The organism is Streptomyces sp. NBC_00876 (assembly GCF_045207435.1).
GTDB lineage: Bacteria > Actinomycetota > Actinomycetes > Streptomycetales > Streptomycetaceae > Streptomyces.
This window is the reverse complement of sequence record NZ_CP108800.1, coordinates 8,340,529-8,359,226: the sequence shown is the minus strand read 5'-3', so window position 1 is coordinate 8,359,226 and position 18,698 is coordinate 8,340,529. Positions and strand designations below refer to the sequence as shown.

The 18,698-nt window shown below is 69.8% G+C and carries 13 protein-coding genes; 4 read left to right on the top strand and 9 right to left on the bottom strand.

Annotated features, from left to right (window positions below):
* Positions 1 to 38 precede the first annotated feature (38 nt).
* Entirely contained in the window at positions 39 to 503 is a 465-nt protein-coding gene (locus OG782_RS36455) for a FadR/GntR family transcriptional regulator (RefSeq protein ID WP_406458533.1), read from the top strand.
* A gap of 48 nt (positions 504 to 551) precedes the next feature.
* On the opposite strand, the gene OG782_RS36450 is transcribed toward OG782_RS36455, so the two are convergent.
* On the bottom strand, positions 552 to 2,105 hold the full coding sequence (locus OG782_RS36450) for a hypothetical protein (protein WP_406458531.1): 1,554 nt from the start codon (positions 2,103 to 2,105) through the stop codon (positions 552 to 554).
* Positions 2,051 to 3,868 (bottom strand): glycoside hydrolase family 2 TIM barrel-domain containing protein, encoded by a 1,818-nt coding sequence (locus tag OG782_RS36445; protein ID WP_406458529.1) that lies wholly within the window; start codon positions 3,866 to 3,868, stop codon positions 2,051 to 2,053. The genes OG782_RS36450 and OG782_RS36445 overlap by 55 nt, the downstream gene beginning before the upstream one ends.
* Positions 3,869 to 3,880: 12 nt before the next feature.
* Between OG782_RS36445 and OG782_RS36440 the strand changes: the two genes are divergently transcribed.
* From OG782_RS36440 to OG782_RS36430, 3 genes are all read left to right on the top strand, one after another.
* A complete protein-coding gene (locus OG782_RS36440) occupies positions 3,881 to 4,639 on the top strand; it encodes a sugar kinase (RefSeq protein WP_406458527.1) in 759 nt (252 codons plus the stop codon).
* A gap of 62 nt (positions 4,640 to 4,701) precedes the next feature.
* Positions 4,702 to 5,322, top strand: coding sequence for a bifunctional 4-hydroxy-2-oxoglutarate aldolase/2-dehydro-3-deoxy-phosphogluconate aldolase (locus tag OG782_RS36435; protein WP_406458525.1), 621 nt, complete (start codon positions 4,702 to 4,704; stop codon positions 5,320 to 5,322).
* 62 nt (positions 5,323 to 5,384) lie between these two features.
* On the top strand, positions 5,385 to 6,122 hold the full coding sequence (locus OG782_RS36430) for a FadR/GntR family transcriptional regulator (RefSeq protein WP_406458523.1): 738 nt from the start codon (positions 5,385 to 5,387) through the stop codon (positions 6,120 to 6,122).
* Between the two features lie 17 nt (positions 6,123 to 6,139).
* Here OG782_RS36430 and OG782_RS36425 read toward each other — a convergent pair whose 3' ends face one another.
* The 7 genes from OG782_RS36425 to OG782_RS36395 all read right to left on the bottom strand — a co-directional run bounded on the left by OG782_RS36425 (position 6,140) and on the right by OG782_RS36395 (position 18,419).
* Positions 6,140 to 7,414, bottom strand: a complete 1,275-nt coding sequence (locus OG782_RS36425) for an MFS transporter (RefSeq protein WP_406458522.1) — start codon at positions 7,412 to 7,414, stop codon at positions 6,140 to 6,142.
* A complete protein-coding gene (locus tag OG782_RS36420) occupies positions 7,398 to 8,372 on the bottom strand; it encodes a glycosyltransferase family 2 protein (protein WP_406458520.1) in 975 nt (324 codons plus the stop codon). Before OG782_RS36420 ends, OG782_RS36425 begins: the two co-directional genes overlap by 17 nt.
* 11 nt (positions 8,373 to 8,383) lie before the next feature.
* A complete protein-coding gene (locus OG782_RS36415; RefSeq protein ID WP_406458518.1) occupies positions 8,384 to 9,394 on the bottom strand; it encodes a dimethylarginine dimethylaminohydrolase family protein in 1,011 nt (336 codons plus the stop codon).
* Positions 9,385 to 10,695 carry a hypothetical protein gene (locus OG782_RS36410; RefSeq protein WP_406458516.1) on the bottom strand — a complete coding sequence of 437 codons (1,311 nt, stop codon included), beginning with the start codon at positions 10,693 to 10,695 and terminating at the stop codon, positions 9,385 to 9,387. The genes OG782_RS36415 and OG782_RS36410 overlap by 10 nt, the downstream gene beginning before the upstream one ends.
* Positions 10,692 to 12,590: an alpha-galactosidase gene (locus tag OG782_RS36405; RefSeq protein WP_406458514.1), complete on the bottom strand. Its 1,899-nt coding sequence runs from the start codon at positions 12,588 to 12,590 to the stop codon at positions 10,692 to 10,694. Before OG782_RS36405 ends, OG782_RS36410 begins: the two co-directional genes overlap by 4 nt.
* A gap of 125 nt (positions 12,591 to 12,715) precedes the next feature.
* Positions 12,716 to 15,469, bottom strand: coding sequence for a beta-galactosidase (locus OG782_RS36400; protein WP_406458512.1), 2,754 nt, complete (start codon positions 15,467 to 15,469; stop codon positions 12,716 to 12,718).
* 160 nt (positions 15,470 to 15,629) lie between these two features.
* Positions 15,630 to 18,419, bottom strand: a complete 2,790-nt coding sequence (locus OG782_RS36395) for an alpha-1,3-galactosidase (protein ID WP_406458510.1) — start codon at positions 18,417 to 18,419, stop codon at positions 15,630 to 15,632.
* Positions 18,420 to 18,698 lie beyond the last annotated feature (279 nt).

Here is an 18,698-nt window from a genome sequence, read left to right as displayed (position 1 = left end):
GGTGACGCCGTGTTCCGGAGAGGTGAGAGAGCGAACGCATGACGATCGGGCGGACGACACTGAGCCACCATGTGGCGCAGGAGATCATCGGCGAGATCAAGCTGCGCGGTCCGCGGGCGGGCGACGAGATCCCGGCCGAGGGCGAGCTCGCCGAGCGGCACGGCGTCAACCGTCTCGCCGTGCGCGAAGCGATCCGCACGCTGGTCGCCCGCGGTGTCCTCGTCTCCGGCCAGGGCAAGCGTGCGCGCGTGGCGGTCCCCGCTCCTGCGGTCCTGGAGCAGATCATCGACTTCCGCCTCAGCCAGAACTCGATGGATCTGGTGGACCCGCTCGACTCGCGCAGGGCGAGTTACCGCGGCCGGGAGCGCCGGGGCGCTGGCCAGGAGGCCACGGTCGAGGCGCACAGGCGTATCGCCGACGCGATCGCCGCCGGCGAGGGGGACCGTGCGGCCGAGGCCATGACCGCCCACCTCGCGGAGACCGGTCACGACCTCGGCCTGTGACGCGCCCCGGACGGCAGCCCCCGTCCGTGATGCTGCCCGGACGGACGGTCAGGGCAGCAGTCGCACCCGCGCCGTGCCGCTCCAGCCGGCCGGCAGCGTGATCGCGGGGTCGATGTAGTTCCCCCAGGCCAGGTCCGGGTAGTTGATACGGGCGCTGACGATCAGGCCGACTCCGGGAGCCCGGCGCGGGAACGAGTCGCTCGTCAGCGCCTCGAACGCGTCGAGGACCACAAGGGCGTCGGAGGCGGCGGCGTTCCTGCGGCCCGTCACGCGCACGCTGACGGTGTGCTCGCCCTCCGCCAGACCGGAGCGTTCGAACACCCGTTGCTGGAACTGCTTGTCCGACGCGTAGAGGTCCACCTCGGTCGCGCTCCCGCCGTCGACGGAGATCTCGGCGATTCCCTGACCGGGACCCTTGGGGCAGATGACGCGGACGCCGGTGCCCCAGACCCTGACGGTCGCCGTGTCGCCCGCACTGCCGCTGAAGGATTCGGTGCGTCCCAGATCGCCGCCGGTCCACGTCTCGGTCGAGTCCGCATGCGTCCATGACCCCGTGTGGAGGACCTTGTCCGAGGCGTCGTCGACCACCGGGTCCACCACCTGGAACGCGTCGACGAGCGCGTAGATGCCCTTCGAAGCGGCGTTCTTGGTTCCGGTGCACTCCCCCCTGACGGTGTGCCGTCCGTACGCCAGCGATGTGCTCCGGAAGACGAGTTGAGCCGGCACCTTGCCCGGTCCGTAGAGGTCGACCGTCTCGGCGGGCTTGCCGTCCACCGAGATCTTCACGATGCCGAGGTTGTCCGCCCGGGCGGAGTACAGACCGACACCGGTGCCCGTGAACGTCAGCTCCGCCGCCGCCCCCGCCACGTCGGTGAAGGACTCCGTGCCGAACAGGTCGCCGGCGGTGTAGTCCGCACTCGCGTCCTCGTGGGTCCAGGCACCAATGTAGACGATGTCCGGGGACGCGTCGTCGATCAGCACCGGCTCGATCGGTGCCAGCCGGACCGAGTCGGTGCCGTCCGACTCGACCTGTACGCCCGGTCCTGCCGTGCCCGTGGTGGCCTTGGCGACCCGGACCTGCGCCTTGGTGCTGCGGAAGTCATTGGTCCAGTGCGCGGCGCCGTCCTTGCCGAACAGGAAGTAACTGTGCGTGTCCTGGGCCCATGGCCAGTCAGGCCTCGTGCGGTATCCGTCGGCGCCTGATGCCCGGTCGCGGGTCGCGGTGCCTGCGGCCCGGCCGATGTGGTCGTCGGGGTACGCCGTCCACTGCGCATCGCGCTGCCAGCTCAGGGTGTCCGTCCCGTCGGCGAGGACATACCGTACGCCGACGTCGCTGACCTGGCCGGAGGGCGGGTTGGCGATCGTATACGTCGTCGTCAGCAGTCCACGGGGGCTGACCGCCACCGCGACGGTGGTCTCGATGGCGCCGAAACGGCCCTTCAAGGTGACGGTCACCTGTCCGTCGGCCGTCCTCGCACTCGCCGACGTTCCCGCCCACTGACCGGGTACCGTACGGGAGATCACCAGGTCCGGGCCGCTGGTGAGGATCACCGTGCCGTCGGCGGATGCTTCGGTGAGCCGCGCGGTGTGCTTGTCGAACACCACTGTGAACGGTGCGTCGACGCCCGTGACGGTGATGGTGTCCGCGGTCTCGACGACGGTGGGCGCCGCGCCGCTGTCGGGGGGGGGGGGAAGGACGGCTTCGCCCGGGTGTTGAGCGAGAGGCGGTAGTCGTCCACGAGCGCCGATCCACGCCGGAAGGTGAGCCGGAGGGTGTCGCGGGCCGACCAGGCGCCGGCCGGGACGGTCAGGGTGCCGCTCTGCCGGGGCGCGATGTCGACGCCCTTGAGGGTGCCCGACCTGCTGCCCGTCTGCCAGCTCACCGTCAGTTCGCCGAGGTTGCTGTGGTCGTGCCAGTTCGTGACGGGCACCGGTATCGAGCGTCCGGGGGTCAGGCCGGTGAGTACCCCGTCCACGATCTGTACCGGAGAGTAGGCCTTCTTGGTGAGCCAGAACTCGGGCTTGCGGCGCCGCCACAGGTCGATGATGCCCCATTCGCCGTATCCCACCGGCCCGTTGGCCAGATGGAACACCTCGTCGATGGCCGCCCAGATGGCACCGCCCACGACTCCGTCCGTGGCACGGAACTTGACCGCCAGCTTCGCGATGCTGTGGCCCCAGTAGTCGCGCACCCCGGGGTCTTCCTTCAGCGTGCCCACGTTGTAGCACGGCACGTGGGCGAACTCGCCGTACTGGATGGGCTGGCCGGGGTTGCCGTTGGCGTTCTGGAGGTTGGGGTAGTGACCGCTGTAGATGTCGGTCTGGGTTCCCCCGTTGTGCTGCCCCATGTCCTCGAAGAGCGTCGGGCGTGAGGGGTCGGTCTCGTGGGCGTAGGTGTTCTCCGAGGCGAAGTTGCGCCCCATGCCGCTCTCGTTGCCGACCGACCACTCGACCACGCCGGCGTGGCTGCGGTCCCGCTCGATCATCTCGGCGAACTGCGTCATGTACTGCTCGGTATATGCGGGGTCGTCGACCGTGCCCTGCTGGAAACAGACGGGCGCCTCGACCTCGACGTAGAGTCCGAGGCGGTCGGCCCAGTCGAGCAGCGCCGGTGTCGGCGGGTAGTGCGAGGTACGGATGAAGTTGCAGTTCGCCTCCTTGTAGAGCCGGGCGGCCTGCTCCTCCATGTCCGGGTTCGTCGAACGGCCCTGCTTCTCCGTGATGCTGTGGTGGCAGACACCCAGCAGGTGAACAGGCTTGCCGTTGACGATCAGTTGATTGCCCTCGACCTTGACCTGGCGGAATCCGATCGCCCGGGTCACCGTCTGCGAAACACCTCCAGCGGTGAACGTCGCCTTCAGGGTGTACAGGTGGGGGTGTTCCGCGTCCCATTTGAGCGGGGCTCTGACCGGAATCACCCCCTGCTGCTGGGGATCCGCCCCGGTCAGAGTGATCTTCGACGGCGTGATCGCGACCGGTCGCCCCGCCGGATCGGTGAGGGTGAGCTTCACTGTTCCGCTCTGCCCTGCCTGGACCGCCGCGGCCGCCGTCACCGTGAGCGTCGCGTCCTTGTACGCGCTGTCGAATGTCGTGTCCGCGTGCAGCCTCGTGAGGTGGGAGGCCGGGAGGGCCACGAGTATCACATCGCGCAGGATGCCGCCGATGATGTGGTGCGCGTAGTCGGACTGGCCGGCGATGCTGGTCGGCCGGTCGGTGACGCCGAGGGTGAGGACCGCCTTGCGCCCCGGTGTCACCAGAGAGGTGATGTCGGCGTACCACGTGGTGAAGCCGCCGTCGTGGGTGCGTACGGCGGTGCCGTTCACCCACAGCCGGGCATAGCTGTATACGCCGTCGAAGCGGAGCATGACGCGCTTGCCGTGCTGGCCCAGCTCCGCGCGCAGGGCGTGGACAGTTCGTACGCGGTGACGGACCCTGAGGCCCCGACCGGCGTCCTCATCCGTGACAGTCATCCGGCGCGTGCGATCGACGTGCAGTATCTGCGCGCGGGTTCGGCCGCTTCCCGGCTGTCGCCGGACGAACTGGAGCCCGGCATGTTCGAGGGGGCACGGCTCGTGCACATCACCGGGATCAACCCGATGCTGTCGGCCTCGGCGAACCGGGCGACCTGGCGTCTGGTCGAACTGGCGCGAGCCGCCGGGGCGAAGCTCTCGTTCGATCCGAACATCCGCCACAAGCTCGGCTCCCCTGCCCGCTGGCGCGAGGTCGTCGGCCCGCTGCTGGCCCACGCCGACGTGGTGCTGGCGGGCGAGGACGAATGGGAGCTGCTCGGCATCACGCATCCGGCCTCCCTGCTGGAGGCCGGGCCCACCACGGTCGTCGTCAAGCACCGCGAAAAGTCGGCCACCTGCCTGACCCGTGGGGGCGATGCCTGCCGCCGGCCCGCCTTCGGCGTCCCGGTCGCCGACCCCGTGGGAGCGGGGGACGCCTTCGCCGCGGGCTTCCTCTCCGGTCTGCTGCGTGGTCACGGCCCGGACCAGTGCCTGCGCCAGGGCGCCGCTGTCGCGGCGCTGGTCGTCCAGTGCCCCACGGACACGGACGGACTGCCCGACCGGGCCGGACTCGACCGCGCTCTGGCCGGCTTCACAGGCACCCACGCGGAAACCGTCCTGCGGTGACGGCGACGAACGGACCACACCGGGCCGGCACACCACTTCACGAACGGAAGCGCAGGAACGTCATGTACCGATGGGAAACCACCCAGGCCGTCACCGCACAGCGCGTGTTCGGCATCATCCGCACGGCAGGTCCTGCCGAGGCCGTCGCGGCGGCGGAAGCCGTGCTGGACGCCGGGCTGCACGCCGTGGAGATCGCCCTGACCACACCACGTGCTCTCACCGCCCTGGCCCGCCTCGCCGAGACCCGCCCTGACGCGCTGCTCGGCGCGGGCACCGTCATCGACGCGGCTGCGGCACGCGCCGCCGTCGAAGCGGGCGCCCGCTTCCTCGTATCGCCGAGCCTCCATCCGGAGGTCATCCGCACGGGACACCGCTACGGGGTTCCGGTCTTCCCCGGCGTTGCCACGCCCACCGAAATGGTGCGCGCCCTGGAGGAGGGTGCTGACGCGTTGAAGCTCTTTCCGGCATCGGCCGTCTCACCCGCCTGGCTGCGCGACGTGCGGGCCGCACTCCCCCAGGCGCCCGTGCTGCCCACGGGAGGTGTGACAATCGACAACGCGCCGGAATGGATCGCCGCGGGTGCGGTGGCCTGCGGGATCGGTTCGGCCTTGACAGCGGGCGGTGCCCGGGGCGCCGGCGACCGGGTGGGCGCTCTCCTGCGCAGGCTCGCCGATCCTCGTTGACGTGCGCGGAACGACAGGATCGGCAGGGGCCGGCGTTTTGGGAACGAGCTACAGGGAGTGGCGTGGAACTTCACGGACTGCACGGTCAGGTGGTCGAGCGGATCGGGGAATCCCTCGCCGCGGAGGAGATCCGTGCGGGCGACGTACTGCGTCTCGAGGACGTACAGGACCGGTACGGAGTCTCGCGGACCGTGGCACGCGAGGCGGTCCGGGTCCTGGAGTCGAAGCGGGTCGTCACGAGCCGGCCCCGCGTGGGAATCACCGTACGGCCGATGGCCGAGTGGAACCTCTACGACCCCCAGGTCATCCGATGGCGACTGGCCTCGCCCTTCCGCAGCGCCCAGCTGCGCGAACTCACCGAGTTGCGGGCGGCGGTGGAGCCCTCCGCCGCCGCCCTGGCCGCGGTGGGTGCGTCGCACGGCACCCGGAGATCACTCGTCGAGCTCGCGCAGGCGATGGAGGCTGTCGCCCGCGCCGATGACATCCAGGGCTTCATAGCGGCGGACCTGGCCTTTCACCGGGCGCTGCTGAACGCGTCGGGGAACGGGATGTTCGCCCAGCTCTCCGAGGTCACCGAGGAGCTTCTCCTCGCCCGCCGCGACCTGCCCCTGATGCCGGACCACGTGGACGTGGACGCCGTACGCCGCCATATGGAGGTGGCCGAGGCCATCGCCGACGGCCGCCCGGACGATGCGTCGCGGTGCGTCCGCGCGATCGTCGATTCCGCCCACCGCGAGGTGGAACAACTCCTGGAAGGGGGCGCGCACTGCGCGCTCGGCAGCAGTCCCGGCGCGGCCTGACGCGGCGGCACCTCCCCTCACACGGCTGAGTGGGTCCGGGACAGGTTTCCGGAGAGTGTCCACCAGAGGACGCCGTAGATGATCACAATGCCGGCGATGCACAGGGCGGCGTCCGTCGCGTCCAGGGTCATCGCGAGGCCCCCCGCCACCAGTTGACTCACCCCGAGGGACAGAGTGGAGAACATGAAGTCGACACTCAGTACCCGCCCGCGGATGCCGTCCGGCGTCGCCGACTGAAGGGAGAAGGACGACAGGGTGGAGTTCATGCTGCCCCCGACATGGGCCAGAACGACCAGCATGACAGCCATCGGGAACCAGGTGACCAGGGAGAATCCCGCGTAGGCGAGGCCGAACGTGAGTGTCGCGGCCAGGGTGAGCAGGCGGATCCGGCCCTCTCGCCCCGACAGGAGCCGGCGCCCCAGCACGGGACCGATCAGCGCTCCCACTCCCCGTGCGGCGTACAGGAGGCCCACTCCGGCAGCGCCCACGTGGAACACGGCAGCGCCCAGGGCGGGGAACAGCGCCAGCACCCCGTTCCCCAGGGCGGTTCCCGGCTTGGCCAGCAGCAGGGCCACGATTCGGCGGTCCTCGCGGGCGAACGAGGCGGTCTCGCGCAGATCCTCGCGCACGCCTCCCCGCGCCTTCCCGCCCCGGCTTTCACCGCAGGGCTTGCGTACCCGCTGGACCAGAGCCGCGGAGACACAGAAGGAGACCGCGTCGATGGCGAAACACCAGTAGGTGCCGACGGCGGAGGCGAGGAGCGCACCCAGCGAGGCGCCCACGGCGAGCATCACTCCCCAGGCACCTCCGCCGAGGGCGTTGGCGGTCAGCAGATCCGGTTTGGGCACCAGATTGGGCAGGGCGGCGTTCGCGGCGGGACCGTAGAACGCCTTCACGCCCGCGACGCCGCCCAGGGCGATCAGGGCGATCCACGCCGTCGACTCGGTTCGCACGAGGAACAGGGTGGCGATGAAGCCGGCGGACAGCAGATCGCAGAGAACCATCAGCCGCCGGCGGTCCACCCGGTCGACGATCACCCCGGCGTACGGGGACAGCGCGGCGATCACCAGCGTGTCGGCCGCGAGGACCAGCGCCCCCCACTGGGGGGCGCCGGTCAGCTCCTGGAGCAGGGCCAGGAGCGGGATCATCGCGAACCAGTCACCGCCGAGACTGACCAGCTGGGACAGGTAGACGCGCCGGAAATCCGCTTCCTGGCGCAGCAGCTGCCAGGCCGGCCTCGGTGGTGCGGGAGCGTCCGGTGGGCTGTCCGTCGCGCTACTGTCCGTCAGCACGCAGGTCCTCACGGAGCTCGTCGGACTTGCCTGTCAGGAGAAGGGCGAGCCGGTGCCGGTTCGCCGCGGGCAGCGCCTCGAGCACCCGCTCATCGACCCGGCCGAGGAATCCGCGGCCCAGGTCCAGGGCCGTCGCCATCGCGGCATCGGTGTTCTCGAGCATCGCGAGCATCGCGATCCGCAGGTCACCGAGGCACATGTCCCGCTCGTAGGCGGGCAGGAGTCCGGGGGCGTGCTCCCGGAGGATGTCTCCGGTGTCCACCATCATGCGCATGCGAGCCGCGATGTTGTCGGGCTCGTACAGCCGCTGCGTGATCGAGGGCTCCCCGGCCTCCCGGATGCGCCAGTGGTACACGACCTGCCCGACGACGTCGACCGCCTGTGCCTCGATGTGAGCCCGCACCGTGACCGGCGCGTCCTCGTACTGGGCCAGGGAGAAGGCGAGCCGGTGGAGGTCCCAGAACGACCGCCGGAACACCTTGTTCCAGATCATCCGGTCGAGGATCAGGTCATGGTCGCGGGTGATGTGGGTGCGGCGGCGCGCGGCGGCGAAGACATCGGCGTACCGGGGATGGCGGTGGGTTCCCTCGGAGTTGAGGCGCCGTACGTCCCCGGACGCGAAGTCGGAGCCGGTGGACTCCAGCGAGTCCACCAGTGCCCGGTAGGCCGTCGGCGGTACGACGTCGTCGGAGTCGGCGAACGCCAGATAGGTGCCGGTCGCCTGCTCGGCGCCGGCGTTGCGGGCGGCGCTGAGACCGCGGTTGGGCTGGGTGACGAGGGAGAAGCGCTCGTCCTTGGCCACCCACGAAGAGGCGATCTGCGGGCTGCTGTCGCTCGAGCCGTCGTCGACCAGAACGACTTCGATGTCATCGAGGTGCTGCGCGGCCAGGGACTCCAGCAGTTCGGGGAAGTACGGGGCGACGTTGTAGAAGGGCACGACGACGCTGAGTGTCGGCATCTGGAGCTACCTCAGTCCTGGGAAGTGCGGGCGAGAGTTCCTGTGGCGCAGGCGATTCCTCCTGCGCCCTTGATGAGTTCCGGAATCGGGACACGGGCGACGCACTCGACTCCGTGGCGCGACAGCAGAGCCGCCGTGTGACGGGACCCGGACGGCATGAGTACCGCCCGTGGTGCCACCGTGACGAAGTTGAATGCCAGGTGGGTGCGGACCTCGTCGGACTCGGGGATGTCGACGACCGTGAAGCCCTGCTCACGCAGGTGCCTGACCTCCGCAGGGTTCATCATCGAGGTCCGGGCCGCGAGCAGGTCCGTGTCGAGCACCTGGAGAACACCCAGCAGGTGCTGGATCCCGGCCGGCACGGACAGCCGCAGGACCCGTGCGCCCTGCTGCCCGGCCTCGTCCGCGACCTGTCGCGCACCGGCAGCGTTCGTACGCGCGCCGAGGCCCACGGCGACGAGATCGGAACGCAGCCACTGGGCGTCGGCGCCTTCGAAGACACCGTCGGCGCCGATGGTCCGGGCCACCGGTACGCCGAGACGGGCGCAGAGCCTGAGGGCCTGCATCTCCTCGCCCGCGCGGACGGCGCTCGCCATCCGAGGGATCACAGCGCCCGCCCCGGTCATCCAGAGCAGGTCGCGCACGTACATCGCGTTGGCACCGCGGTACGGATTCCTTCCGGGCGGCTCCGCGGCGGGCACGTCGTGAACGGTGCTGCCGGGCGGCTCCGCGGCGGGCAGCTCGTGCACGGTGATGCCCAGCGCGCCGTACGCCTCGGCCAGTGCCTCGATGTCGCGGCGGAGCGCGGCGTGGTCGATCCGTTCGAGGTGTTGCAGCGCGTCCGGCTCACCGCTGGTGAGAAGTGCGGCGGACGGGCAGTGCAGGACGATGTCGGTGAGCCGGTCGGATTCGCGCCTCACACGCAACGGCGCCCATGTCTCACCGGCCGCGATGTCGTCCTCGTGCCGCCCGTGGCGGACGCGCCAGCCCGGCCCGTGGTACGCGGCGGAGGTCACAGCCATCGGTCCTCCTCCCCCTTGCGGTAGCCGAGCTCGTCCGCGACCTCCCGTATCTCCGGTTGGCCGACGGCCGGAAGTACGAGACCGGCGCGCCGGCGCCAGCGCGACGGGCCGGGCCGGGCGGTCGCCATCACGACCGGAAGGCATACGGGTTGAGGGGGCTGCCGGATCTCCGCGAAGTCGAAGACGGACCGCAGGGTCCGCTCCCGCGTTGCCGGATCGAGGATCTGCTCGAACGGCACCCGCAGGACCGCGTCTGCGGTGTCGGGGCCGAGCGCGTCGAGCGCGGCTCGGTGCGCCCCCGCCCACTGGTTGGCTCCCACCCACTCGAGCGGCTGGTCGACGAGCTTCTCCCAGCCGGGCGGGATGTCGAAGTTCCACCAGCGCCGGGCGTCCGGTCCGAGTTCCGAGTATCCGGCGATGCTCAGGGTGTGCCGGTCGGAGACGTCGTACGAGAAGAATCCCCGGTCCCGCCATCCGTCGTAGAGCCCGTTCACGCTCGCTGCGGGATTCCGGGTGAGATGGACGACCCGGATCCTGGCGTTCGGCATCAGCCGTCGGAGCAGCGGGAGCCGGTAGGCGTCGACGGACGACTTGATCACCACTGGGTGGTGTCGCAGCGCGTCACGATCGACGGCGGTGCGGGCGTGCGGGACGACGAAGGGCGGTTCCTCGATGCAGTATCCGTCGTGGGGCGGGCGCAGGACGGTGGTGGCGGGCTCGCCCCGCAGAGCGGGCGGCAGATCGTAGAAGGACGGATCGATACGGGGATGGCACGTGCGAAGGTGACGCAGGACAGCGGCGAACAGAGTGCCGGGATCGTCGGGACGGGGACATGTCCGCACAGCGTGGGCGACGGCGTCCCGGACGGATTCATGACCGATCTCCTCCAGCGGCCACTGGAGGGCGAGGCGTCGGGTCAGGACGTCCGTGTACTGTCTCCGCGCCGCGGCGTCGACGGGTGGGCGTGGCGGTCCCGAACCGAGCAGGGACATGAAGTCCGCGGAGATTTCGGACCAGTTGAACTCGACGTCGCTCTCCAGCGCGTCGGAGCCGTCGCGGCCCCGGTCGAGCCGGTTCAGCTTGTACAGGGCGGTGTGCTCACCTCCGAGGGACAGCGTGCCCGGCTGGTCGGAGAGGATCCGGTGAAGAAGACTGCTGCCGCCCCGGGACGAGGCCACGATCGCCACGACGGCGGTGACCTGGGACAGGTCCACGTCGTCGGCGCTGTGCACCCCGGCCATCGCACGGCGGGCGGCGGCTGTCGAACGCTCGCGCGACGGGACTTCGGATACCGGTGTCATCGGACCGGGACCTCGCTGCCGGCAGCCGTTTCGAAGGCGATGCTTCCGCCCGGCGGAACGTCGATGGCGAGAGAGCCTCCGGGGTGTTCGCGCCCGGCTGCCAGCGGCTCGCCGGTCGGCGACAGGACGGTGAAGCAGAGCCCGGCGTCCGGTGCTTCCACCGTCAGCCGGGTCGCGTACCCGCCGTTGAGAACGACGGCCGGCCGGTGGATCCGGCAGGATGTGGCGGGCTGGAGAACGAACACGACGTCGCGCTCGTCGGCCGCCGCGCGCAGGACGCTGTGCGAGGTGTTGTCCGCGGTCCGGTACCGCAGGAATCCGCTCATGTTCTCCGCGTACAGCCGGTGATGCCACCGGAGCACGTCCTTGCCCTCGTCCGACAGGCTCGAGAAGTCCGCGCCGTAGGCCGGAATTCCGGCGGCCAGCATGACGATGACCGCCACGGCGATGTCCTGCGGCGTGTCACGGGGGCCGAACGTCTGGTAGTCGTTGATCGCGGTCGGCGTGTACGACTGCACGTGCAGGGTCCGCAGGAAGTTCGACCGTGGGTCGAACGGGGCGTCGCCCGCTCGTGTACAGGTGCCGTACGGCGTGAGGGACACCGTGCCGTAGTTCTGCTTGAGCTCGACGATGTAGTCCGGGGACACTTCACGCGTTCGCCGGTCGGCGTCCGCCAGCATCATCCGCAGGCCCGTGAGCATGGAGTCCAGGTCGTGCTCATGATGCGGGCTCTCGCACCTCAGGTCGGGTATCCAGTTGAACAGGTCGTACTTGGCTCCGTGGAATCCGTACTCCTGGACCAGCCGTAAGCAGACGTCGGCCATCACGCCGCGTGCCTCGGCGTTCATGAAGCACAGGGAGTAGAACTGTGTCTCGCCCAGGACGGGTTCACCGGAGCCCGGGGCCATGAGCAGACGACGGCGGTCGGCGAAACAGTCGGCGGCGGGTCCGACGGCGTGCGGGGCACACCAGATGACGGCCCGTGCCCCCATCGCCCCGACACGGCGTACCAGTCCCGGCATGTCGGGGAACTTCTCGGGATCGGGCTTCCAGTCGCCGATGTTCAGCGGGGTTTCGTAGGCGGTGTCGAGACCGGGCCCGAACCAGCCGTCGTCGATGATGAAGTTGCGGACGCCGACGTCGAGGCCGATCCTGACGTTCTCCAGGACCATCTCCGCACCGATGTCGTCGCTGGCCCAGTCGGTCCAGCTGCACCAGAACGGTTCGAACGACTCCGCGACGATGCGGTCGTCCAGCCCGGACAGGTCACGGGTCCGCTCGGAGAAGTCCCGCAGGACATTCATCCACGGCCCGTGACTTCCTTCCTCCGGCCGGGTCAGGAGGTAGACGTGCTCGGTGAGGGAACCATCGGCCGCCGAGGCGGACCGGGGCAGGGGGTAGTCCTCCGTGCCACGGCGGATACTCACCTCGACGCCGCCGGTGTGGACGTTCAGCGCGCGATTGGAGACGGGCTCCAGAAGGCGCAGGTCGGTCTCGACGAGAGTGCCCACGACGCCCATGGCCAGTTCCACGTTCTGGTCCCGGCCGGTGAACATGTAGAGCGGGACCTTGACGTCGTTGATCCTCGAACGGGCGAGTCTGCCGAATTTCCAGAAGCCGGTGACATGCATGAGGTTCATGAACCACCGGCCGCTGTCCGGCGGTACGACCTCGTCGAAGTTGCCTATCGGGGCACGCAGCAGGTACTCGACGGACGCGATCCGCTCGCCGGCCGGGGGGCGCGCGGTTACCCGGTAGGGTGCCGTCGCGCTGATGCCGACACTCATGCCGGCGTCGACGGCGTCAGCCGCTGTCCCGAGTGCGAAGGGGCCGAACTCTCTCTCCTCTCCGCTCTCGAGCCGGACGATCAGACGCATCCGCGGTACCTCGTTCACCTGCTGCCCTTCTGGTTGTGGGTTTCTTCCGGGAGCTCGGGAGTGCTGTCGCGGCCGGGTCCGCGGGTGTGCGAGCTGTGAGACGGCCGGCTCGTGCTGGACCGCCTCGCAGCGCCTCCGGCCGATCAGCGCCAGACGGCTTCCTGCTGTGGCTTCCAGGTCCATGAGGGCAGGCCGGGAAGGGTGCCGGAGGGGCGAGGGACGCCTTGGATCGCGTCGTCCCAGGCGGAGATTTCCAGGATCAGGTCGGCGCGGGCCGCTTCGTCGAGGCTCTTCAGATTGATCGTCCAGCTCTCGCCGTGGTACAGGTCGTTCGTGATCCTCGTTCCCGCACCGGTCAGCGTCGCTTCGCCGCCTCGGTAGTCGAGTACCAGGTGGGCCTCGGCCAGACCCGCGAGCGCCGTTGAGCTGCTGTTGATACGCCACCGGCCGGCGCCCAGGGAGGTGAGCTGCGGAGCGGCCGGGGCCTTGGGGAGCTGGTAGGTGCAGCGCGTGAAGGGCTTCTCCGTCGTAGCCGCCTTCCACCCGGTGGCCGGGGCCAGGCCTTCGGCGGGGAAGATGTCGGCGGTGATCCTGCTGCCGGCGGGGCCGCTGAATCGCACGGCCGGCTGCACACCGGTCACGTTGGCCGTGCCGGTGAGCACCAGCCGGTCGCGGCCGTTGAGCGGGGTGACCACCGCGCTCAGCGATTCGGCCTCGGTGAGCACGATGATCCTGGCGGCCGGGGCGGTGGCCCCGGCCTTGCGCACCAGCAGCGAGGTGCGCTGTCCGGCCGGAAGCGTCGCGATGCGCTCGTTCCCGGTCACCGTCTGGGTGACCGTGCCCAGTTCGGCGGTGATGTCGGTGGTGCTGTCGAAGGCGAGTGCGCGGTCCGTCCAGTCCGGGGCCCAGTAGACCCAGGTGGGGACGTCGTCGCCGGCGAGCTTCGCCAGTGGTTCGAGCGTGGCCCAGCGCAGGTCGACGCCGTTCAGGTCGGTCATGACGGGGAAGAAGTTGTACCGCCCCTCCGGCATCGTCAGCGGCTCGGCGGGCAACGTGACCGTGCCACCGGCTGTGCTCACCCGGATCTGGACGTCGGACCGGGCCGGCAGGGTGACGTTGCGCTGGGTGTTGTTGACGAAGGCGAAGCCTCGGCCGTCGGTGTCGAAGCGGCCGATGTAACGCAGCCGGCGGGTCTGCGCCGGGTCCATGATCTGTCCGGGGTCGCGGGCGATCCGCGTCCTGATGAGTTCCTCCGCGCAGGTGGTGACAAAGGTGTGGAGGCGCCGGTACTGGTGGTAGGAGTCCCGGGTCTGTCCGAACTCGCCCAGCGGTGCCTGGAAGTCGTAGGTGAGCGGCCAGTTGCCGCTCAGGCCCGGCATCTGGGTCCCCCCGTGGAACATGTAGTAGCCCAGGTAGTTGGCGCCTCGCCCCACACTGTCGTAGGCGTGCGCCGCTACGTACTCGCGCTCGACGAGGAAGCGGTCGTTCCCGCGCATCGGGCTGCCCGTGCCGAGCTCGCAGAACCCGCGGGGGTAGTCGAGCGTGTCGTAGGTCGCCCCGCCGATGTCGGTGTTGGCGGTCCACTCGTCGGTGCCGTAGATGAACCCGGACGTGGCCGAGGTGCCCGCGCCCCACTCCCATCCACGGTAGGTGTAGGCGCCCTGGAGGGGGATCGCGGTGTCCTTGTCGAATCTGGAGTTGGCCGTGACCGTGTAATAGGGCACCACCATGCCGTGGGCGGTGCACATCTGCCGCAGGGTGGTGATGTGGGCCGGGTCGCCGTTGGCGAATTCGTTCTCGAGCTGAATGCCGACGACGGGGCCGCCGTCCTTGGCCCACATGCCGGTGAGCTGAGCGGCGATCCGGGCGAAGTAGGCGTCGACCTTGGCCAGGTACCCCGCGTCGTTGGTACGTGAACCGGGCAGGGCGAAGGAGGGGATCCCCCCGTCCGTGGTCTCCGCGTTGATGAACGGGCCCACGCGGAGCCAGACCATCATCCCCTGCCGCTGAGCGGCGGCCACGAAGGCCCTCAGGTCCTTGCGTCCCGTCCAGTCGAAGGTTCCTTCGGTCTGCTCGTGGTGGTTCCAGAACACGTAGGTGGCCGCGATGCCCACCCCGGCGGCGCGCATCTTGCCCAGCTCCCGCTCCCAGAGTGCGGAGGGATGGCGGACGTAGTGGTACTCACCGCTCACCGGATACCAGGGCGCCCCGTTGCGGGACCAGCCGTTGCGCGTCACACCGTAGGCGACCCCGCCCGCGACGCCGCCGGCGTTGGCGAGCGGTGTGTCGGGCCGTGACTCGATGGCGGTGGCGTCCAGCCGGTAGGGCGCGGGCGTCGCCGTCCAGAGCTGGGCCGGGTCGTCGGTGTAGGAGCGGATCTCGATCCCGGCGCCGGCAGTGGTCGCGGAGTCCACGACCGAGAGGAGCTTCCCGCTCGCTCTGCCGACGATCTTCACCCGGCCCTGCCCGGCGTCGTCCAGCTTCCACTGCTGGTTGGCGGCGCCGCTGCCGCTCCACTGGATCACCCGCGCGCCGTCGTCGGTCCGGCCGCCCGACACATCGAGCACCTTGCCCGAGTTCGTGGAGACGATCGTCACCCAGCCGTCGCCCTGATCGACCGTGCTCCACTCCTGATTGGGCGAGCCGGTGGCCGTCCACTGGATGATCGCGGCGCCGTCGTCCGGTGCGCGGCCGTAGACGTCGAGCATGCAGCCGCTGTGCACGTTCGTGAGGGTCAGGGGCGCCCCGGCCACTCGGTCCGCCGCGTATGCCCGTGAGGGCCGGATCAGTTCGCTGAGCACCGGACCGGCGGCGAGGACAACCGCCCCGGCTCCCAGCATCCGTATCACGCTGCGGCGGGCCGGTCCGCTGTGCCCGTTGCTCTTCCGGTTGTCCATCTCGGCTCCTGTGTTGGGTGCTTCGTCGATGCGCGTGTCATACGTGTCCACCGCCGTCGTCACCGCCGTGCGTGGATCCGCTCCGCGGCAGGCCGTGCAGGGGCTGCGCGTACGTGGGAGGGATACCGGTCACGGCCGCGGGGTGAGTGGCGGTGCCGGGTCACCACTCGGAGGTGAAGTGCACCGGCGAACCGCCGACGGTGAAGTCCCTGAAGCGGAACGGGATGTCGGAGTCCGAGACGCTCTCCACCTCGGCCAGCACACCGAAGCGGGCACTCCCGAGCCAGGACGCGTCGATCGGATCGCCGAGACGGGTGAAGTCCGTACCGTCGAGGGAGTACGAGGCGGTGACGCTGTCGCCGGTGCGCTGCAGACGCAGCCAGAGGTCGTCCTGATCGGGATCCGGCGCCCGGTACGGCTCCTCGGCCCGGGCCCCCTGCTCCGAGGAGAGGGTGAGGGTGGGGCTGCCTGAGTTGTGCTTGCGCTGGAGGGCGATGTAGTCGTCGTCGCCGCGGTAGAGGAGGAGACCGGCCTCCATGTAGCCGCGTTGCGTGCGGCCGCTCATCCTGACCGTCGCGGTTCCGCTGCCGTTCCCGGTGCCGGTGAGGACGAGGTTGCGGGCGCTGTTGGCGCCGGCCCACAGGAATCCCCGGCCGCTGGGGGTGAGCTGAAGGGTGTCGCCGGGAAGGACGGCGCGGTGGTCTGGCAGGTCGCGGACCACGGACCACGCGTCGGGGTCCAGGGCCAGCGGCTTGGCGCAGGCGGACGAGGCGGGGTCCGCGCCGACCGTGAGCGTGACCGGTACGCCTGTGGTGTCCCCGAGTCGGCTGTGTGTGACGGGCGTGATGACGGCTGTGCCGGCGGACCCTGCCGTGACCTTTCCGGCCGGGTCGACGCCGGCGACGGTCGCGTTGCTGGTGGTGTAGCTCGTCGTCGGCAGCAGGGGCAGGACGTGGTCCGCGCCGTTCACGACCTCGTCGCCGGTGACCTGGGCCGGGTCGGTGGCATCGAGGTCGGCGCGCAGGTTGAGGCCGTTGTCGAAGTCGTTGCCGCTGATGACGGCCCCGGAGGAGCCCCGGTAGGAGAACAGTGAGGTGGAGTACGGCGAGCCGGTGGTGACGGTACGCACGGAAGTCGTGCTGCCGGGTGCCGGGCACAGGTTCTTCGCCTGAGCGGCGAAAGTGGTGTGCCGGTCGAGGCGGGCGACCTTGTTCGACTTGAAGGTGATGCCGCCCACGCTCTTGGCGTCGAGCAGCCGCACGTCACCGGTCTCGAAGTCGTTGTTCTCGACGCGGATGTTGCGGTGCACGGGGCGGGCGGCATCCACGGTCTGGTTGGTCGGCTCGACGAAGATCACGGGCCCGGCGGGCCGCTGGAAGGTGTTGCGGCGGATCAGGACATCGGTGACCGGACCGGACTCGTACCACTGGTAGGCGTCGGAGGAGATGAAGATGCTGGCCATCGACATGCCGTCGAAGACGTTGTCCTCGATGACGACCGGCTTTCGTGTGGTGACCAGGACGCCGCGGGTGGGGATGTCGCGGAAGGTGTTGCCGCTGATCTCGACCGACGGGGTGTAGGTGGTGTTCTCCACCACGAAGTCCCGGGGGCTGACCGAGTCCGGGACGGGCTTGTCGAAGGTGACCGTCATGCTCGTCAGGGACTTGTCGTGGTCCTGGCCCGAGGGGCCGTCGACGAACACGACCCGGGCCGTCACACCGGGCACCGGCAGCATCGTCCGTTTGTCCACGATCTCCACCGTGTCGCCGGCGTGGAACTGCGGGAATCCGGCCGTCTCGTCGTGCCGGTACTCCAGGGTGAGCGCGTTGGGCGCGGGACGTCCGGTCACCTCCAGGTAGGTGCCGTGGATGTTGATCGCGTCGTCGTGCGCGCCGTCGAACAGGTTGTCGGTGATGTTCACCCTGCCCTTGACCCCCGACATCTGGACGAAGTCGGCGAATCCGGCCGTGGTGCGTCCGGAGGCGGGGTCGGTCCGGAACTCGTTGTTCTTGATGGTGACGTTCTCGCTGAGCTGCCCCACGAAGCCGAAGCCGTGCAGGTAGCGGGCCTTCAGGCCCTGGACGGTGACGTCCCTGGACTCCCAGAGGAGGGCCGAGGGGGTGTCCCGCACGGTCTGGCGCATCTGGTACACCAGTCCGCGGTCGCCCGGCGCTGTCCCGGTGCTGTAGTCGATGCGCAGCCTCTGGGCACCGAGATCCGTCATGGAGGCCACGCCCTGGAACAACGGATTGGATCCGCGCCAGGTGCGCTTCGCCGCGGGGTCGTGGACCTGGGTGTACTGCATGCCGTTGACTCCGGACCAGTACGGCAGGCCGGTGGCCGGGCTGGTCTCCCCCAGCCAGGTCACCTGCCTGTCACCGACCGAGAACCCGTTGCCCGCAGGAATCTTCAGTACGCGGTAGGCGTGGCCGTCGCTCACCCCGGCCTCGCTGACGGTCGCGTCGACCACCTTCGGGGCGGTGTAGTCGAAGCTGAAGTCCTTGACGGTGACACGGTGTGAGCGGATCGCCGCGAAGGTGGTCATCAGCCCGTGGAACTGCAGATGCGATCCGTCGCCGTCGACGGTGACGTCGTCCATGTCCTCGAGGAGGATGCCGATCCGCTTGTCCTTGTACGTCTGGTCGGCGCCGACGGTGTTGGAGACGTACAGCTCGCGGACCTCGGCCTGCTCCGGATAGATCTGGTAGGTGCCGTGGGGGAAGACGATCCGCACCGGACCCTCGATCGTCCCGGCGTGCTCCACGGCCTTGGCGACCGCGGCGGCGCTGTCGTGCCGGCCGGTCGGGTCGGCGCCGAACGCCGTCACCTCGACCACGGTCTCGGAGGCAGCCCGGGCGGCTCCCACGGGCAGGGGCCCGAGCAGGGTGGAGGCGACGACCGCGACGGACACACCCAGGGCGAGCACGGGCCAACGGAGAAGGTGCTGCATGGGGAACTCCTGCGGCTCTGGTGGGGGTGAGTGACAGCCAGTCGCAGAGGACTGGACCATGCGGCGCGCACGACCCGAGCGGCGTCCCGGCCGCTGATGCGCATGCACCTGGGAACGTAAACATCTGCGAGTACGACATGCCCTGCGTGTTGGATTAAGTGCAGCATGCCCCTCAACTGGCGTCAATATCTGTGCAGTTATGTTGTTCCTTGTGGGAACAGGCCTCTGGCCCGGCTTCCGGCACCCCACTTCGGCGATGCCGGCCCGCCTGGCATCCTT